The sequence below is a fragment of the Caballeronia udeis genome (assembly GCF_044909315.1).
Classification (GTDB): Bacteria; Pseudomonadota; Gammaproteobacteria; order Burkholderiales; family Burkholderiaceae; genus Caballeronia; species Caballeronia udeis_A.
Genome location: NZ_JBIYEB010000005.1, coordinates 194,909 through 212,014, shown reverse-complemented (window position 1 = coordinate 212,014; position 17,106 = coordinate 194,909). Strand labels below are relative to the sequence as shown.

General features: G+C 59.6%; 16 protein-coding genes. 10 read left to right on the top strand and 6 right to left on the bottom strand.

Annotation, left to right across the window (positions count from 1 at the left end):
• The first annotated feature begins 16 nt into the window (after positions 1 to 16).
• From ABH944_RS10505 to ABH944_RS10495, 3 genes are all read left to right on the top strand, one after another.
• Positions 17 to 964: a LysR family transcriptional regulator gene (locus tag ABH944_RS10505; RefSeq protein ID WP_404606762.1), complete on the top strand. Its 948-nt coding sequence runs from the start codon at positions 17 to 19 to the stop codon at positions 962 to 964.
• Between the two features lie 201 nt (positions 965 to 1,165).
• A complete protein-coding gene (locus ABH944_RS10500) occupies positions 1,166 to 2,368 on the top strand; it encodes an NAD-dependent formate dehydrogenase (protein ID WP_404606761.1) in 1,203 nt (400 codons plus the stop codon).
• A gap of 4 nt (positions 2,369 to 2,372) precedes the next feature.
• Complete coding sequence (locus ABH944_RS10495; protein WP_404606760.1) at positions 2,373 to 2,948, top strand: HPP family protein; 576 nt, start codon at positions 2,373 to 2,375, stop codon at positions 2,946 to 2,948.
• Positions 2,949 to 3,011: 63 nt separating this feature from the next.
• Here the strand turns inward: ABH944_RS10495 and ABH944_RS10490 are convergent, their stop codons facing one another.
• Complete coding sequence (locus ABH944_RS10490; RefSeq protein ID WP_404606758.1) at positions 3,012 to 3,800, bottom strand: aldolase; 789 nt, start codon at positions 3,798 to 3,800, stop codon at positions 3,012 to 3,014.
• 22 nt (positions 3,801 to 3,822) lie between these two features.
• Positions 3,823 to 4,536: a haloacid dehalogenase type II gene (locus tag ABH944_RS10485; protein ID WP_404606756.1), complete on the bottom strand. Its 714-nt coding sequence runs from the start codon at positions 4,534 to 4,536 to the stop codon at positions 3,823 to 3,825.
• A 139-nt stretch (positions 4,537 to 4,675) separates the two neighbouring features.
• Between ABH944_RS10485 and ABH944_RS10480 the strand changes: the two genes are divergently transcribed.
• From ABH944_RS10480 to rbsK, 5 genes are all read left to right on the top strand, one after another.
• A complete protein-coding gene (locus tag ABH944_RS10480; protein ID WP_404606754.1) occupies positions 4,676 to 5,515 on the top strand; it encodes a LysR family transcriptional regulator in 840 nt (279 codons plus the stop codon).
• A gap of 247 nt (positions 5,516 to 5,762) precedes the next feature.
• Complete coding sequence (locus tag ABH944_RS10475; protein WP_404606753.1) at positions 5,763 to 6,812, top strand: LacI family DNA-binding transcriptional regulator; 1,050 nt, start codon at positions 5,763 to 5,765, stop codon at positions 6,810 to 6,812.
• 104 nt (positions 6,813 to 6,916) lie between these two features.
• On the top strand, positions 6,917 to 8,278 hold the full coding sequence (locus ABH944_RS10470; RefSeq protein ID WP_404606751.1) for a sugar MFS transporter: 1,362 nt from the start codon (positions 6,917 to 6,919) through the stop codon (positions 8,276 to 8,278).
• Positions 8,271 to 9,458, top strand: a complete 1,188-nt coding sequence (locus ABH944_RS10465; protein ID WP_404606749.1) for an ADP-ribosylglycohydrolase family protein — start codon at positions 8,271 to 8,273, stop codon at positions 9,456 to 9,458. The genes ABH944_RS10470 and ABH944_RS10465 overlap by 8 nt, the downstream gene beginning before the upstream one ends.
• Positions 9,459 to 9,637: 179 nt before the next feature.
• Positions 9,638 to 10,564 (top strand): ribokinase, encoded by a 927-nt coding sequence (rbsK, locus tag ABH944_RS10460; RefSeq protein ID WP_404606747.1) that lies wholly within the window; start codon positions 9,638 to 9,640, stop codon positions 10,562 to 10,564.
• Between the two features lie 65 nt (positions 10,565 to 10,629).
• On the opposite strand, the gene cuyB is transcribed toward rbsK, so the two are convergent.
• From cuyB to ABH944_RS10445, 3 genes are all read right to left on the bottom strand, one after another.
• Entirely contained in the window at positions 10,630 to 12,087 is a 1,458-nt protein-coding gene (gene cuyB, locus ABH944_RS10455) for a cysteate racemase (RefSeq protein WP_404606746.1), read from the bottom strand.
• Positions 12,084 to 13,364, bottom strand: a complete 1,281-nt coding sequence (locus tag ABH944_RS10450; RefSeq protein ID WP_404606744.1) for a dicarboxylate/amino acid:cation symporter — start codon at positions 13,362 to 13,364, stop codon at positions 12,084 to 12,086. Before ABH944_RS10450 ends, cuyB begins: the two co-directional genes overlap by 4 nt.
• 202 nt (positions 13,365 to 13,566) lie before the next feature.
• A complete protein-coding gene (locus ABH944_RS10445) occupies positions 13,567 to 14,469 on the bottom strand; it encodes a LysR substrate-binding domain-containing protein (protein WP_404606742.1) in 903 nt (300 codons plus the stop codon).
• Positions 14,470 to 14,937: 468 nt separating this feature from the next.
• On the opposite strand from ABH944_RS10445, the gene ABH944_RS10440 reads away from it, so the two are divergent.
• Positions 14,938 to 15,327 (top strand): DUF2917 domain-containing protein, encoded by a 390-nt coding sequence (locus ABH944_RS10440; protein ID WP_404606740.1) that lies wholly within the window; start codon positions 14,938 to 14,940, stop codon positions 15,325 to 15,327.
• A 118-nt stretch (positions 15,328 to 15,445) separates the two neighbouring features.
• Positions 15,446 to 16,096: a glutathione S-transferase family protein gene (locus ABH944_RS10435; RefSeq protein ID WP_404606739.1), complete on the top strand. Its 651-nt coding sequence runs from the start codon at positions 15,446 to 15,448 to the stop codon at positions 16,094 to 16,096.
• Positions 16,097 to 16,138: 42 nt separating this feature from the next.
• Here the strand turns inward: ABH944_RS10435 and ABH944_RS10430 are convergent, their stop codons facing one another.
• On the bottom strand, positions 16,139 to 17,059 hold the full coding sequence (locus ABH944_RS10430) for a LysR family transcriptional regulator (protein WP_404606738.1): 921 nt from the start codon (positions 17,057 to 17,059) through the stop codon (positions 16,139 to 16,141).
• Positions 17,060 to 17,106: the final 47 nt, after the last annotated feature.

Sequence of the window (17,106 nt, the reverse complement as noted above, 5' to 3'; positions counted from 1 at the left end):
GCTCACAAGGGACGCAATGTTCATTCGGCAACTCGAGTATCTCGTCACGTTGGCGCGCGAAAAACATTTCGCGCGAGCGGCGGAAGCCTGTCATGTGTCTCAGCCTGCGCTGTCGTCGGCTATCCGCACGCTTGAAGCCGAACTCGGGCTGGTCATTGTCGAGCGGACGCGGCGCTTCGTGGGTTTTACGGAAGACGGTGAGCGTGTGCTTGGCTGGGCGAGGCAAACGCTCGCGTCGCTGCAGAACATGCGTCACGATGCGTCCGCCGCGCAGGTTCGCCTGATCGGGACGCTTCGCATAGGGGCAATTCCGACCATCATGCCGGTGACCACTCGCATGCTCGCACCGTGCATGCGCGAGCATCCGCATATGCGCTATGAGGTCCGCTCGCTCAGTTCCGACGCAATCCTGCGTCAACTGGACGAGTACGAGCTGGATGTCGGCCTGACGTATCTCGACGATCAGGTGCAGGCGGGATTCAGCGTATTGCCGCTGTATTTCGAACGCTATCTGCTCTTGTCGCCCTCCGGTGCCAACAACACGTTCGACACGGGCACGGCGCAATGGAGCGGCCTGGGTGGTCTGCCGCTGGGTCTCCTGACCGCCACCATGCAGAACCGGCAAGTGATCAACGCAGCGTTTCGACGCGAGGGCGTGCAGCCCACTGTGGTTCTCGAAACAGACTCCCTTTTATCTCTCTATGCGCACGTTCAGCATGCCGGCTTGTTCAGCGTGTTTCCGCATAGCCTGCTAAGCGTGCTGCCCGCTGGCAGCGGCGTGCGTGCGTCGCTCTTGTTGCCGGAGTTGACCCGCCGCATTGGCCTTATCGCGCGCAATCGCAATGCGCTGCCACCCCTGGTCGCGGCCGTGTGGAAAGCGGCCGAGCAACTCGATCTGCAAGGCGAGTTCGACGCATTGCTGCCCAAGGCGGCACACGCATCGCAGGGCGCGGCGACCGTTTAAGGTTCCAGGCCCGCAGCCTTTCGCATACGGTTGGCCGCCTTCATAAGAAGCGCTTATCACCTGATCCATCCAAACGATTGGACCCTCCGCCAGTACTTCGCGACACTGGTTTGCGTCGGCGTGCCAGCCCCACGTATCGACCAAGGCGGAGCCGGGACATCGGCGCCAGTGTTATCCAAATCAGAGTGGAGTGAGACAGTCATGGCCAAGGTTCTATGCGTTTTATATAACGACCCTGTTGACGGTATGCCGAAGAAGTACGCCCGGGACGACATTCCCGCCATCACGAAGTATCACGACGGACAAAGCGCCCCGACACCGAAGGCAATCGATTTCAAGCCGGGCGAGTTGCTGGGCAGCGTGTCCGGCGAACTGGGCTTGCGCAAATTCCTCGAATCGCAGGGACATACGCTGGTTGTGACGTCCGACAAGGACGGCCCCGGCTCCACGTTCGAGCGTGAACTGGAAGACGCCGAGATCGTCATTTCGCAGCCGTTCTGGCCGGCGTACCTGACCGCCGAGCGGATTGCCCGGGCGCCAAAACTCAAGCTCGCGCTGACAGCAGGCATAGGCTCGGATCACGTCGATTTGCAGGCGGCGATCAATCGCGGTATCACCGTAGCTGAAGTGACCTTTTGCAACAGCATCAGCGTGGCGGAGCATGTCGTCATGATGATCCTGTCGCAGGTTCGCAATTATCTGCCGTCGCATGAGTGGGTCAAGAAGGGCGGCTGGAATATCGCCGATTGCGTTTCGCGTGCATACGATCTCGAAGGGATGAACGTGGGTACGGTGGCGGCCGGGCGCATCGGGGCGGCAGTGCTGCGCCGCCTCAAACCCTTCGACGTCAAGCTGCACTATACGGACCGGCATCGTCTGCCGGAACAGGTCGAGCGCGAGCTTGGCGCCACCTGGCACCCGACTGCTGAATCGATGGCGCGCGTCTGCGATATCGTGACGATCAACTGTCCGTTGCACCCGGAAACGGAGCATCTTTTCGACGAGAAGATGATCAGCAAAATGAAGCGCGGTGCTTACATCATCAACACTGCACGCGGGAAGATTGTGGACCGCGACGCTGTGGTGCGCGCGCTGGAATCCGGCCAGCTGGCGGGCTATGCAGGCGACGTGTGGTTCCCGCAGCCGGCCCCGAGCGATCATCCGTGGCGCACCATGCCGCATCAGGGCATGACGCCGCATACGTCAGGCACCACGCTCTCCGCTCAGGCGCGCTACGCCGCTGGCACGCGCGAGATTCTCGAGTGCTGGTTCGCCAAGCAACCCATTCGCGAAGAGTACCTGATCGTCGATGGCGGACGCCTCGCCGGAGTGGGCGCGCACTCATACAGCGCGGGCAATGCGACGACGGGCTCCGAAGAGGCAGCCCGCTACAAGAAGGCATAACGCCGTGGGCACGCTGGCCCGGACGTTGACGGTCGGCGTGCGCATTTCCATGGGTTCTTTATCGGCTTCAAGCACAATGAACGAACAGATCGCCCGCGCGGCGCCCGCAGTTCCTTTGGCGCCGTTTAAACAAGCGGCATTCGGTTTCTTGGGTGGTTTTCTGGCGATTGGGGTGATCTCCCTGCTCGGGCACCTGACGAGCAGCCCCTTGGTGATCGCGCCGTTCGGTGCGTCGAGCGTCCTGTTATTTGGCGCGCCCGATAGCGCGTTCGCTCAGCCTCGCAACCTGGTATTCGGGCATCTGCTTTCCACTGCGGTGGGTTTGGCGGTGTATTGGTTTGCTGGCCCGGGGATATGGCAAATGGCGCTGTCCGTTGGACTTGCCATTGGTTTGATGCAGCTTGCGCGATGCGTGCACCCTCCCGCGGGCGCTGATCCGCTGGTGATCATGCTTGGCGGCAATTCCTCGGCAGGATTCTTTTTTGTCCCGGTGCTGAGTGGTGTTTGCGTGCTGCTGGTTATTGCATTGTTGTTCAATAACGCCGTGCGCGGCCGGCGATGGCCCGACCGATGGTTGTAACTTCGCCGCCCGGTAGCGGCAACGCGTTGCCGCTACCGGATAAGCGCACGTTCACGCTTAAGCTCATTGTTCGAACCCGTTGCGCTGGTTACGCAATATTCGAATCGAGCTGTCCAGGTGCGCACGGGCGCTTTCTGCATCGCCCAGACGCATTTGTTCATACGTGCGTTGTGCGACTTCGTGCGGTACGGGCTTGAGCGGCTGGTTGCTGCTCATGGCCTTGAGCTGAACCTCAGCGGCACGCTCAAGATAATAGAGGTCGTCCCAAGCCTCCGCGATGCTGGCGCCCGCCACCATTACACCGTGGTTCTTCAGGAACAGGATGTCGGCGTCGCCCATTGCTTCAGCAATGCGATCTCCCTCCGACTCATCCAGGGCCAGGCCGTTGTAATGCTCATCAACGGCAGTGCGGCCATAGAACTTCAGTGCCGTCTGCCCGAGCCACAACAGCGGAGGTCCTTCGATCAGGCATAACGCCGTTGCGTTCGGCATATGCGTGTGGAAAGCTGCCTTCACCCGCGGTTTCGATCGATGCAAACGAGCGTGGATATAAAACGCCGTGGCTTCCGGCTGACCTTCACCGGCTATCACGTGCCCCTCGAAATCGCATACGAGCAGGCGCGACGCGGTGATCTCGCTGAATGCATAACCATAGGGATTGACGAGAAACAGGTCGTCATGTCCGGGCACGACAGCCGAGAAATGATTGCAGACGCCTTCCTCGTAACCCCGTTGTGCCGCAAGCTGGAAGCACGCGGCAAGCTCCAGGCGCGCCTGCATGACGGCGTCGGAATCCAGCCTTGCGATACGCGAGGAAGCAGGGGCGCCAGCGACTGAAAGCGAGTGAGCCATGATGATTGATTACCTTGAAAATTTACCAGCCGAGTCTGTTGAATAGCACAGGTACCTGATCGAGCGTTGCAAGCGTGGCGTCGGGTGTGTAATCCGGCAGCGCCGTGCGGCCCGTACCACGATCGATCCACACGCAGCGAAAACCGACCTCGCGAGCGGCCGCATGATCGAGATGCGGGCTGGCGCAAATATGGACAACCTCGTCCCTCGTCACGCCAAGCGAGTCAAAAGCATAATCGAATATTTTCCGCGATGGTTTATATGCCCCGGCCTGCTGCGCCGTGACGACACGATCGATCAACCCGCCCAGTTGCGCGACATTCCCGGCGATGATCTCGTCATCCGTATTCGACACAATACACAAACGGTAACCCGCCTCCTTAAGCCCTTGCAAAGCAACGGTCACTTCGGGAAAGGGCGGCATGGCGGAGATGCTGTCCGTTAGCGCGCGGGCGTCGTCTGCGTCGCTTTGCAAGCCTAGCTCATTGAGTGCGAGACGCAACGCATCCGCGGTTACGCTACGGAACGACCGATGCGGCGATGTTTGCTCAAGCGCATGTTCATGCCGGTCATAGATGCTGATAAACCGGGCGGGATCGACCGCCTCTGTTTGCTTGGCGGACAGGATGCCGCGGACGGCGGCTTGCAATCCTTCATCCCACTGGATCAGCGTGCCGTAGCAATCGAAGGTAAGCCATTGCGGCCGGCGGGTGTGTTCAAGCGCGCTAAGAGCCATGGTTTGTTCGCCTGGTGAAGTGACGTAAATGAGTGACTGAGCTGAATTAATGCCGCAAGCGTAGAAGGGTTGATCGATATTTGGAAATTAAATTAAACTCTAAAGGTCAATCGAAATTCAAATAACACGGCGGTCGCTCATGCTGGATCTCGAGTTGTTGAACACCCTGGTTTGCGTGGTCGATGAAGGAAGCTTTACGCGTGCCGGCGAACGCGTGCATCGCACCCAGTCGACCGTGAGCCAGCAGATCCGCAAGCTCGAGGCAGCGGTCGGACGTACGCTGCTGCTGCGTGACCGGACCGGTAATCACGTGAGCGCGACGGAGCATGGAGAGTTGCTCGCGCACTATGCGCGGCGGCTGCTTGCGTTGTCGAGGGAGGCGCAGGACGCGCTGACCAGCGACGTAGCACTCGAACCGGTGCGCATTGGCGTACCGGAGGATTTCGACGCGCGGCGTATGTCGGCCATGCTGTCGGGCTTTGTGAAAATGAAACCCGGTGTGCGGCTTGAAACGGTAAGCGGCATGAGCGTCGATCTCCAGCGCAAGCTGGCGGCAGGCGAAGTCGAGATTGCACTGCTCAAGCGCGAGCCGGGTAGCGGAGAGTGCCTGGCGTCGTGGCCCGAATCGCTGGTGTGGGTAAAGGGAGAAGGCGTTGAACTGACCGATGAACCGGTCCCGCTAGCTTTGTTTCCACAAGGTTGTGTGTACAGGCAGCGTGCCATCCGCGGCCTGGACAAAGCGCGCCGGCGCTGGCGCGTGGCTTTCGGCAGTCATAGCCTGACCGGCATCCAGGCGGCCGTTTCATCGGGCCTCGGGGTGTCGGTCTTGCCCACCACCGCCGTGCTTCCCGAGCACCGCATCTGCACCGGGTTGCCGGACTTGCCGCCAACCGAGCTTGCATTGGTGAGCTCGGGCGGCGCGCTGAATGCGGTCCAGCAGGCATTGATCGATTTTCTGCGCGCGGAGATCAAGGCTTAATATCGCGCGGGATACGGTCTTAGGGCCTGGTGAGGATGTTGAACGCGTGGTCATGTTGCTCGTAACGCATTCGGAGCAGGTCGGCATAGCCCGTCGCGACGTGTGCCGCAATCCTGGGCAGATATGCCCCGCTCATCCTTGAGCGCCGTTATTCGGCGAATCCGTGCTTTCCAAGGCCACCTTAGCCTCCCTGCAATCCGTGGTATCGTTCCCAAAATATATTTCCCAATGACACGAGAGAGCAATTATGGAGACGGTTTCCGGTCACCGGCCGACCATCATCGACGTGGCGAAGCGTGCAGGCGTTTCCAAAAGCACTGCCGCGCGCGCGTTGGCGGGTGCGTCAAATATTTCCGACTCAGCGCGGGAGCAGGTGCTGCGCGCGGCTGACGCACTCGGCTATACCCGCAATGCGCTGGCAGTCGGCATGCGTTCGGGACGCAGCGGCATGCTGGGACTTGTCTTGCCCGATATTGCGAATCCCTTCTGGGGAGAAGTCGCGCGTGGCGCGCAGGACCGTGCAGCCGACGCAGACACCTCCATTCTGATTTTTTCGTCGAACCGGTGCGCGCGGAAAGAGCTGATGCATTTGAGCACACTGATGCGTGCGCGTGTCGACGGCGCGATCATCAATTCAGTGGCGGATAGTCTCGACGATCTCGATCGTTTCGGACTGCCTTGTATCCTGATTGGCTCGAGCGCGGAGCGGTTTCCTGATACCTGTTCGGTCGGTTCCGACATTGTCCAGGGTGTAGGACTCGGTATGGACTACCTGCGCTCCATGGGTCATGAACGTCCTGCGCTGATCGTCGGGCAGCCGACCCGGCTTGCCCGCGCGCGCTTCCTGCGCGTAGTCCATGAACATTGCGTCGAGCACGACATCGATCCGGCTGTGTTGCTGATCGAGAACGCGGACTATACGGTCGAAGGCGGCCGCTTCGCCATGCAGCGTCTTCTTGCGCGTAACCATGGCCTCCTGTGCGTATTCGCCGCCAACGACCTCATGGCGCTCGGGGCAATGAGCGCGGTGCGGGAGGCGGGCTTGCGGTGCCCCGAAGACGTGTCGATCCTGGGCTTCGACGGTATTCAGGCGGGCGCATTCGCGTGGCCAGGGCTGACGACTATCGAGAAACCCGCTCGACAGATTGGAGCGCAAGCGGTTGCGTGGCTGCTCGACGGCAACGCCGACGCGAAACCGGGCACGCGGGTTCATCTACCATGCAGGCTGATCGAACGAGGATCACTCGCAAACCTTTGCGATGCATCCGCGCGGCGCGTCGGATCGGTCAAGGGGTGATATGGACCCCGGAAAACATTGCGGTCGCTTTTTTTTCGGCGTAACGTGGGAACGTTCCCAAAAAATAAAAACAAACCCGAGAAACGTTGGAGAAGATTGGATCCATGCTCACTATTCAACCGGTTGTCGACGCGCCTCGGGGATCGTACCGTCGGCCGATGATGATCATCGGGTTGCTGTACTTCACGACTGGGGCGCTTAGTTGGCTCAACGGCCCGTTGACGGTCTTCGTCAAATTGGCTTTTCGGCTCGATGACGTAGGGGCGCTTCTTGTCACGGTCGTCTTCTATGTTCCGTATTTCATCTTCGCGTTACCGTACGCGTTGCTGATCAAGCGGATCGGGATGAAAAGAGGCATGGCCGCAGGCCTCGGCGTGATGTCGATCGGTGCGCTGATGTTCGGTCAGTTCGTCGGCGCGCACAGTTACCCCGGCGTGCTCGGCAGCCTGCTAGCGATCGGAACGAGGCTGTCCCTGATGCAGAGTGCCTACAACCCGTACATCAGCATTCTGGGACCCATAGATATTGCTGCCCGGCGCGTGGCCTGCATGGGCATTTGCAATAAGACAGGCGGCATCCTGGCGCCGTACGCGTTTGGTGCGTTGGTCATGGGCGAGGTCGGGGAGTTCGTCAAACGGGTCAAAGGCGCGCCGACGCCGGCTGTTGCCCAGGCACTCCTTGACGCATTTGCCGCGCGATTGCGTTGGCCGTATCTCGCGCTGGCGGCCCTCCTGGTTGTCATGGCCGTGTGCGTTGCACGCTCGTCATTGCCAGATATCAAACCCTCGTCCGCCAACGCCGCCACACGTAGCGCGGACCCCGCCAGGAGCATCTCCTCATTTCCCCATCTTTGGCTCGGTGTGGCGTGCATTTTTATGTACGTCGGCGCAGAGGTACTGGCTGGAGATGTGATCGGCCTCTATGGTCAAAGTCTGAATCTGCCACTCGACGAGACCAAGCATTTCACGTCCTACACGATATTTGCGATGCTTGTCGGCTATCTGGTCGGCCTTTCGCTAGTTCCGCGGGTCATATCACAGCAGCGCTACCTGGTCATCTCGGCGCTGCTGGCTTTATTGCTCAGCATTGCCGGCTACGCTTCGCATGGCTATACCGCGATTGCATGCATTGCGACGCTCGGTTTCGCCCACGCCATGATGTGGCCGGCCATCTTTCCGCTCGCGATCAAGGGGCTCGGCCGATTCACCGAAACAGGAGCGGCGTTTCTGATCATGGGTATCGTCGGCGGCGCTGTGATGCCGAAACTCTTTGCACACCTGAAGAAAATATACAACTTCCAGATGGTCTACATGATGATAACCGTCTGCTGCTACGCGTACATCGTGTACTACGGCTTGCGCGGTCATGCAGCGGGCACACGCGCCTCAACAGTAAAAGTCCCTTTCCTATCGCATGGGCACATAGCAGCGATACAAACCAAGCCTGAGGAGAAACCTTGTGAATAGCAGCCGCCAGACATTGCAGGATCGCATTCGAGGACTTCTGTATGGGATCGCCTACGGCAACGCCCTCGGATCAACCGTCGAGAAGCTCTCTGCGCAGGAAATTCGGGAGTTCTATGGCCGGGTCAACTCACTCGATACCGAGTCGCACCGGACGGAAGAGGATGAAGTCGTCCGCGAGGGACGCTTACGCGGGAGCGGCATTGTCACCGATGACACGCTCATGGTGCTTTGCCTGATGACGGTCTACAACGAAACGGGCCGGCACCTTGACGCGTGGGATATGGCAAGCGGCATGGTGCGGCAGATTGCCTGGACGCCGCGGTGGGTACCTGAACTGCAGCGGGAAACCATGCTCATCGAGCGGCTGTTCTATCCGGAGAGGTGGATTTTCCAGCGTCATCAACTCGCCTCGTGCGATCCGCGCCAGGGCGGCATAGGCAACATGGTCAATTGCGGCGCGGCCGCGTACATCGCGCCCGTCGGGGTGGTGAATGCGGGAGATCCGCAAGGTGCTTACGACGAGGCGATCGCTTTTGCGAGCGGTCATCAGGAAAGCTATGGCCTGGAAGCGGCAGGCGTGTTGGCCAGTGCGATTGCTGCGGCTTTCATACCCGGAACCTCGATCGAGGCAGTGGTCGAGGCAGCGCTCAGCGTGGCGAAGGACGGCACGCGGGGCGCCATTGCTGCGATCTCGGACGCCGCAATGCGTTTGCGCGGCGAGCGTTACGACAGGATCGTTGCCGAATTTCACTGGGTTATCTCGCGTTTTTCGCCAATGGGCGACGACCTGCAACACACTGAGGAAAAGGCCGGTATTGCGGCCGATGGTTACCGGCCGTCGCGGCGCCTCTCGATCGAGGAATTGCCCTTGGCGCTCGGATTCGCGTTGATCAACGACGGCGACTTCAATCGCACGATAGAAGACGGCATTAATTCGGGACGCGACACCGACGCAATCGGCGTGATGGCCGGCGCGATTCTGGGTGCCATGCACGGTGCCAAGGTAATCGACGCCAGTATTTGCGACAAGCTCGACCAAACGAACCGGCTGGATCTGCTGAACGCCGCAGATCGTTTCACGCAGACCGTACGTGCCATCCACGACGCGGATCGAGCCCAAGACGCGTTGAAGAGCAGGGTGCGAGACAAATTGGCGCCGGACGCTCAACCGGCGCGATAGATGCCGTGACGTCCCGTAGCGCGAGGGAGAACGCGTTGCGCTGCGTAGTAGACGGATTCTGTTCAGCATCGCCGGTTCATTTCAATAATTAGCCATACTGATAAATAAAGGGAAAAATTCGACGTGCCGGATCGTCAACATGACAAAGCAATGGCTATCAATTCTATGGGAGATTCGAAGTGTCCAAGAGAGCACGGCAGGGGCGTGTAGTTGTGGTTGGAAGTATCAATACCGATCTTGTTGCACAGACGACGCATCTGCCGTTTCCCGGTGAGACGCTTGGCAGCGTGCGATTTTCACAAGCCGGGGGCGGCAAGGGCGCGAATCAAGCGGTCGCCGCTGCTCGATTTGGTGCGCACGTCACGATGGTCGGCTGCGTTGGCGACGATGAGAACGGTGACGAGCGCTTATATGATCTTGAGGCAGAGGAAATGGATTGCGCGGGTATCACCGTTACGCGCGACCGGCCGACCGGCCTTGCATTGATTACGGTTTCACATGAGGGGCAAAACACCATTGTTGTCGTTGGCGGTAGCAACGGCGAATTGAAGCCCGCTGATGTGTTGCGCCAGGAGGCATTGTTCAGCCGCTCGGACGTGATTGTCTGTCAGCTTGAGACACCGGGGGAAACGGCCTATGCGTCGTTGAAGCTCGCCCGGCAACTTGGAAAAATCACAATACTCAACCCTTCGCCCGCCACTGATCCATTGCCACCGGAGTGGCTGTCGCTGACAGACTATCTGGTAGTCAACGAAGTCGAAGCATTGATTCTGTCAGACATTCCCTTTGAGTCGGAAAACGACATGGGACGCGCCGCGGAGCAATTGCAGCACCAAGGCGCTTGCAATGTGATCGTGACGCTCGGCGCGCGAGGCGCCTATTTGCTGCAGGAGGGCGGAAATGGCAGGCTTTTTTTGGCTCCTCGCGTGGAAGCGGTCGATACGACCGCGGCTGGTGACACATTCATCGGCGTACTTGCGGCACAATTGGCATCGCGTCAAACGATCGCAAAGTCTATTGAACGCGGACAACTGGCTGCCGCGATCTCGGTTACCCGTCGCGGTGGGCAAACGTCGATTCCGAAGCGTGAAGAAGTGGACAACTGATTTCATTCAGCGCAGCAATAGCCGGGCGTCATCTCAGTGTGGCGCTTCTGATGCAACCTCCGGTTCTACCGCACCCATGGCATACGCAACGCAACGCAGCGTTTCGCAAGAATATCCGTTGGGTCCACTAGCGTGATCGCCCGTCCGCCGGCGCTTAGCCAGTGAGCGCCGGGAAGCAGCAACGGCAACTCTGTACACCCAAGGATCACAACGTCGATTCCTTCCTCGGCCAGGCCCTCCAGCGCTGCGCAGATGTCGTCCATACACTGCCCGCCGACGAAACCCGCCTTCACCCCTGTCTCGCCATAGATCGCATTCGTCACCCTGTCCTGCAGCGCCGGACCGGGCAGGACCTGCCGCAAGCCTTGCGCTTCCAGTGCTTGCCGGTACACACCGCTTGCCACTGTGCCCGACGTCGCAAGAAGCCCGACATCGCGAAGTGAAGGGAACGACTCGCGAAGTGTCTCGACGGTCACCGTCAGCATGTTGACGATCGGAATGCCGAGATATGGCTGGATTCGCTGCACGAACGCGTGCGCCGTGTTGCACGGGATCGCGATGATGTCCGCGTCACCGCTCTCGAGTTTCTTGCAGGTGGCGTACAACGAGAGGGTGGGGTCCGGGCCATCGCCGATCAGGTTCTCGGTGCGGTCGGGGATCTGCGGATTCTGTTCGACCAGTACCTTGATGTGATCCTGATCCCGCCTGGCCGGGGTGTTGTTGACGATCTTCTGCATGAAGTCGACTGTTGCCGCAGGGCCGACACCGCCCACCACGCCGACCTTGAACAACTTGGCTGGCGACTCGTACTGACCCGACACAATGTACTGGGCATACGCGAGATTCGAGTCAATCAGCGGGACGCCTAACCCGCCGAGTTCATCCGCCATGAGTGCGATCTCGGTCATGCCCGGCACGATGATCTCCGCACCCTGTGCAATGAGATCGTCGCAGGCGGCTTTCAGCAACTCGACGGGCTGGCCCAGCAGATGGCCTGATTTGATGCCATTTTCTCCGTACACGGCACGCGTGACGAGGTCGGTGGTTTCATCGATGCGCGGATGAATCACGTCGAATTCCGGGGCCGGGAAATACCGCTCGAACAGACCGTTGTGCCGCGTGTAGTCCGATGCCAGCACACCGATGCGCCGCACCGAAGGGAACTTGCGCCGGACGTGGTGTCGCAATGCCTCGATCATGTCCACGATCTGCAAGGGCGAGTTTGCCTTCAACTCGTCCATGAAAGTGTGGCTAAGGAAGCAGGGCAGTACGACTGTCTCTATGCCGCGCTTCTCGAATGCACGAATCAGATCAAAGATGTACAGCTTGCGTTCAACCGTCGCGGCGCTGGTGGCGCCGGCGCCGCGAAACGGATGCTGCTCGAACACCACGTCGAAGTGATCCGCGTCGCCGGCCGCGGGCGTCGACTTCACCAGCTTGAAAAACATGTCGGCGCTGGCGAGCGGGCCTAGTCCACCAATGACGCCGAAAGAGCGGCGCCCCTGCCTGTGCTTCTCCCTCATTTCACTTCGCCCGGCAACTGATCGAATGTCACCGCGGCTTCGGTTCGCGTGACCCGAGCCGTCTCCCACTTCGCAATCACGGCCGTTGCAATGCTGTTGCCGATCACGTTGGTCGCGGTCCGGCCCATGTCGAGTATCTGGTCGATCGCCAGGATCAGGACGACGCCGGACGGAGGCAGGTGGAACATCGGCGCAACCGCCGCGACAACCACGACCGAGCCCCGCGCCACGCCGGCCATGCCCTTGCTGCTGACCATGAGCACGAGCAACATCAGGATCTGCGTGCCTACCGGCATATCAATACCGAAGGCCTGTGCAATGAAGATGGCGGCGAATGCCTGGTACATCATCGAGCCATCCAGATTGAATGCATACCCCAGCGGCAGCGTAAAACCGACGACCTTCTTGTCCACGCCGAATTCTTCCAGCTTCTCCGTCAGGCGCGGATACGCCGCTTCGCTGCTGGCGGTCGAAAACGCCAGCATGGCAGGCTCGCGCACCGCTTTCAGCAACGACCAGATGTTGTTGCCAAGGAACGCATAACCGGCGCCGATCAGGATCACCCACAACAGCAGCAGACCCATATAGAAGCTGCCGATCAGCTTGCCGTAGGTCATCAGCACGTCCAGACCATGCAAGGTCACGGCCGATGCAATCGCGCCGAATACGCCTACAGGCGCGAGGCGCATCACATAGTCGGTGAGCTTGAGCATGGCGGGAACGAGAGCGTCGATAGCTTGCACCAGCGGCGTTACCCGTGAGTCCGACTTGATCGCGCCCAACACAACGCCGAAGAGCACGGAGAACACCAGGATCTGGAGGATGTCGTTGCGCGCCATGGCATCGAGAATGCTGGTCGGAAATGCGTGCGTGACAAAGTCCTTGAAGTTGAGCCCGGCGGTATTCAGGCCAGTGCTTACGTCGGAACTGGTCTGGACCATGCGCAGGCCCGCACCCGGTTGCAGCAGGTTGGCGAGACAGAGTCCAAGGGCAAGCGACATCAGCGAGGCGCAGACGAACCAGCACACTGAACGAGTGCCAATGCGGCGCACGTCGCTGGTTCCGTCCATTCCCGCAAGACCCGACACCAGCGTGGCGAATACCAGCGGTGCAATGATCATCTTGATGAGCCGCAGGAAGATGTCGGTGATGATGGAGAAGTAGCCGGCCATTTCTTTCGCAGCATTCGAATCCGCGGCGCTCTGGTGACAGACGTAGCCGACCACGACGCCAAGCACCATGCCGACGACGATATAAAGCGTTAACCGGTTTTTCATTTCAATTCTTCCAGAGGTGTCTCGCACGAGAATGAGCGTGGGTCACTGTGCGACGGGTTTGACGATAAGTCCCCGGGGCGCTTTAGCGCGCCTCCATTCAAGGGTCTTTTCTGTCTCTGGACGGATAGTAGAAGCGGACAAAAAAACCCGCGATGCGGGTTCAGCATGTCGTTATGCGAATGCCGCATAACCAGGGTAAACACTAGGTTGGCGAGCGCAGGTAGCGCCAAAGGGTTTCAATGAACTCGTTTCTATTCGATGCGTCGCGGTACACGCGCAGCTCCACTTCGAGCTCCCATTCCTTGCTGCCGGCCTGAATGAGCTCGCCATTTTTCAGCTCGGTTTGTATCGAGCTTTTCGGCAGCCACGCAATGCCTTCGCCCTCCAGCACCATCTTCTTCAGCACTTCCGCCATATCCGATTCGTAGTGCGGACGCAGTGCCGGTTGCGCCTTGGCGCGGCGAAGCAGCAAGGCCAGGCAGCGGCCAAAATAGCTGGTCTCAGTGTACGAGATGAGCGGCAAAGGGCGGCTGGCGGTACCGGGCAAACGCAGTGAAGGGCCTGACTTTTGATTCGGCTTGCAGACTGGCATGAAGGTGTCGATGCCAACCGTCAGGTACTCGTAGCGCGTGGGATCGAGATGAAGCGGCAGGTCGGGGTGGTGATACGCAAACATCAGTTCGCAGTTGCCGTTCACCAGCATCAGGATGGAATCATGGACGTTGGTGGGAATCACGCGTGCCCTGACATCGCGAAACTGTGCGGTAAGCGTGTTGAGCCAGGCCGGAAGAAAACTCAGCGCAATGGTGTGGCCCGCTGCAATCTGCAGCCCGGTGCCGGGCATTCGCTGTTCCGTACGAATTATGGCCCGGGTGTCGAACAGGCGGTCGAGGATGTCGTCCGCCGCTTCCCTGAAGAGACGTCCGGCGGGTGTCAGTGTGGGCGGATAGCTGCTACGGTCGATCAGGTCGGCCCCCACCCATTGTTCGAGCGCCTGGATGCGCCGGCTGAAACCAGACTGCGTGACATTGCGAACCTCGGCGGCACGCGAGAAACTTTGGTACTGGGCAAGAGCAACAAAGTCCTCGATCCATTTGATCTCCATACCGCTCCCTTCCGGCTTCTCAAGGAGAAGCGAGTGTGTGCCTATCCGGTGACTCTGCTAGCCATGTAATGAATGGCAAGGATTTGCCAGGCGCGCCCGGGCGAGTTCAGGCGATTTGATCCAGTCGCTAAGATTGTATGCGAGGTCAATCCAACTTACCGCGGTAAGGGAATGGCTAGCGAGTCCCAGGCACTTCCAAGGTACTTAGGAGCGCAATCTGTTATTGCGCTTCAATGGGCGCGTGGCCGAAATTTGTTGACAAGCGTTAAGCGATATCTGAAACTCAATACCATGCTAAAGCTCACGTCCGTAGTGGTAATTAAACGAATGAACGCCCTGTGGGGCGCTTCATCGGGGACGTGTTTGCATTAGAAATAGGTAAAGATGCGCAAACACCAGGCCCTACCGAAAAACGGTTGGGCCTTTTTTTTGTGGTGCCTCCGTCTTTCGGTTTAATTGACGGAGAAGATGATGGTTGGATCAAACGATCGGTTTGTTTTTCGAGCGGCACATGAAACCTCGGCGTCAGCGCATGCACTGTTGCCGGAGATGGTCATTCGTTTTGTCGTGCAGCCGGGCCAGACCACCTCATGGCGTGTGCAGTCCGACTCCGAGTTGCGCGTGGGAACGGCGAGAGTCTGGGTTACGCGTATTTTCTCGCCCTACGACTACTGGCTGCAAACGGGTGACGTACTTCGCTTGACGCGAGGCGAGCGCATCTGGCTAAGCACCGACGCCAACATGGCGGCTGAGATTTCGCTGACCAGCGCGTATGCTGTTGCACGCAAACCGCTATTCAAGTGGGTCGAGTGGTTAAGAAATTTCATTGCTGATATTTCTCTCTTGCGATCACGCTAGCGGCTTAGCGGCTTAGCGGCTTAATGACCTGGCGGCCGCTTTTATTCCGGCCGCCGGTCAGGGAACCGGCGGCGAATGAATAGCCCGGGTCAACGACATTAACTTCAGGGGACATTTCATGCTTCAGGTTTGGGGGCGGCGCAATTCGTCCAACGTTCAGAAGGTCATGTGGCTGATTGGCGAGCTTGATTTACCGCATGAGCATATTCCCGCCGGGGGGAGCTTCGGCCTGACGCAGAGCGCCGAGTTCCTGGCCATGAATCCACACGGGCGTGTGCCGGTCATTAAAGACGGCGACGGTACGATTGTGTGGGAGTCGCACAGCATCTTGCGATACCTGGCGGCGCGTTATGGCAGCCCGCGTTTCTGGAGTGACGACGCGGGTCAGCGGTCGCAGGCGGACCGCTGGATGGACTGGTCTCAGAGCACCTTGCAGCCAGCCTTCCTGACAGGGGTTTTCTGGGGCTTTTACCGGACGCCGGAGGCTTTACGCAATGCGAAGAGCATTGAAGAGAACCTGAGTCGTTGCGCGCAGTATTTCCTGTTGCTCGACCGGGTGCTGGCCGGGCGGCCCTTTATTGCGGGAGACGGTCTGAGCCTTGCCGATATCGCGGCGGGCTCCAACCTTTATCGTTATTTCGAACTGGATATCAAGCGGCCTGACGTTCCAAATGTGCAGGCATGGTATGACCGGCTTCAGCTTCGCCCGGCGTTCCGCGAGCATGTGATGGTCCCGTTCGATGAATTGTTCGGGCGGCTTTCCTTTTAGCAGGGTCATGCTCTCTTGAGACGGCAAGGTCCCACGCAGATGTCACTTGCGGTCGTGTATATGCTCGACCAGATAATCGATCAATGCCCGCACCTTGGGCGGCAGAAATCGATTCGGCGGATAGAGCAACCACACCGAGCCTACATAGGCCAGCGCTTCCAGGTCCCAGTCGGCGAGCACTTGCACGAGTTCGCCGCTCTCTAACGCCCCCATTGCGGCGAATTCCGGCAGGCTCGCAATGCCGAAATCCTGCTGCGCCGCTTCGAGCCGCGCGCCCGCATGATTCGCTATATACCGCCCGCTCACCTCCACGGTCTGTGTCTGAGTGCCGCGCCGGAACCGCCAGCGGTTGTCGTCGGCGGTTTCACCCAGATAGAGGCAGTCATGCTGCGCGAGATCGCGCGGGTGCGTGGGCGTGCCGCGTGCACGGAGATATTCCGGCGACGCACACAGCACCCAGCGTACCGAACCGAGCCGCCGTCCCGCGAGACCGGGTGGCGGATGATTCGTCAGCCGGATCACGAGATCGAGATCGTTCTCTAGCGGATCGACCTCATGGTCCGCGTATAGCAACTGGAGATCGACCTCCTCATACATGCGCAAAAAGCCGGGGACCAGCGGATGAATCACCGTTTTCGCGAAGGCTGTCGGCGCGCTCACGCTGACCTTCCCCTGCGGGCGGCCGACGAGCGAACCGGCTGCATCCACGGCGCCTGACGCGGCGCTCACGATGTCCCGGCAAAAGCGCACCACCTGCTCGCCCGATTCGGTCACCTTCACCTTGCGCGTGGACCGTTCGAGCAACCGCGTGGCGAGCGCTTCCTCAAGACGTTTGATCTGGCGGCTGACCGTTGACGGTGTGCTGCCGAGCTGGCGCGCGGCCACGGAAAAGTTGCCGGCATCGACAACGCGGGCGAATACGGCCATGTCGGGCAGCAATGCAAAGAGTTCTGTTGGATTCATCGGGCCGTTGCGAGTAGGGCACAGGATTAATGCATCTGCGACATAAA

What these genes read in the sequence shown, in the direction of transcription:
- ABH944_RS10505 (WP_404606762.1), top strand. Translation starts at nt 17, where the DNA reads ATGTTCATTCGGCAACTCGAGTATCTCGTCACGTTGGCGCGCGAAAAA.
- ABH944_RS10500 (WP_404606761.1), top strand. Translation starts at nt 1,166, where the DNA reads ATGGCCAAGGTTCTATGCGTTTTATATAACGACCCTGTTGACGGTATG.
- ABH944_RS10490 (WP_404606758.1), bottom strand. Translation starts at nt 3,800, where the DNA reads ATGGCTCACTCGCTTTCAGTCGCTGGCGCCCCTGCTTCCTCGCGTATC.
- ABH944_RS10485 (WP_404606756.1), bottom strand. Translation starts at nt 4,536, where the DNA reads ATGGCTCTTAGCGCGCTTGAACACACCCGCCGGCCGCAATGGCTTACC.
- ABH944_RS10480 (WP_404606754.1), top strand. Translation starts at nt 4,676, where the DNA reads ATGCTGGATCTCGAGTTGTTGAACACCCTGGTTTGCGTGGTCGATGAA.
- ABH944_RS10475 (WP_404606753.1), top strand. Translation starts at nt 5,763, where the DNA reads ATGGAGACGGTTTCCGGTCACCGGCCGACCATCATCGACGTGGCGAAG.
- ABH944_RS10470 (WP_404606751.1), top strand. Translation starts at nt 6,917, where the DNA reads ATGCTCACTATTCAACCGGTTGTCGACGCGCCTCGGGGATCGTACCGT.
- cuyB (WP_404606746.1), bottom strand. Translation starts at nt 12,087, where the DNA reads ATGAGGGAGAAGCACAGGCAGGGGCGCCGCTCTTTCGGCGTCATTGGT.
- ABH944_RS10450 (WP_404606744.1), bottom strand. Translation starts at nt 13,364, where the DNA reads ATGAAAAACCGGTTAACGCTTTATATCGTCGTCGGCATGGTGCTTGGC.
- ABH944_RS10445 (WP_404606742.1), bottom strand. Translation starts at nt 14,469, where the DNA reads ATGGAGATCAAATGGATCGAGGACTTTGTTGCTCTTGCCCAGTACCAA.
- ABH944_RS10440 (WP_404606740.1), top strand. Translation starts at nt 14,938, where the DNA reads ATGATGGTTGGATCAAACGATCGGTTTGTTTTTCGAGCGGCACATGAA.
- ABH944_RS10435 (WP_404606739.1), top strand. Translation starts at nt 15,446, where the DNA reads ATGCTTCAGGTTTGGGGGCGGCGCAATTCGTCCAACGTTCAGAAGGTC.
- ABH944_RS10430 (WP_404606738.1), bottom strand. Translation starts at nt 17,059, where the DNA reads ATGAATCCAACAGAACTCTTTGCATTGCTGCCCGACATGGCCGTATTC.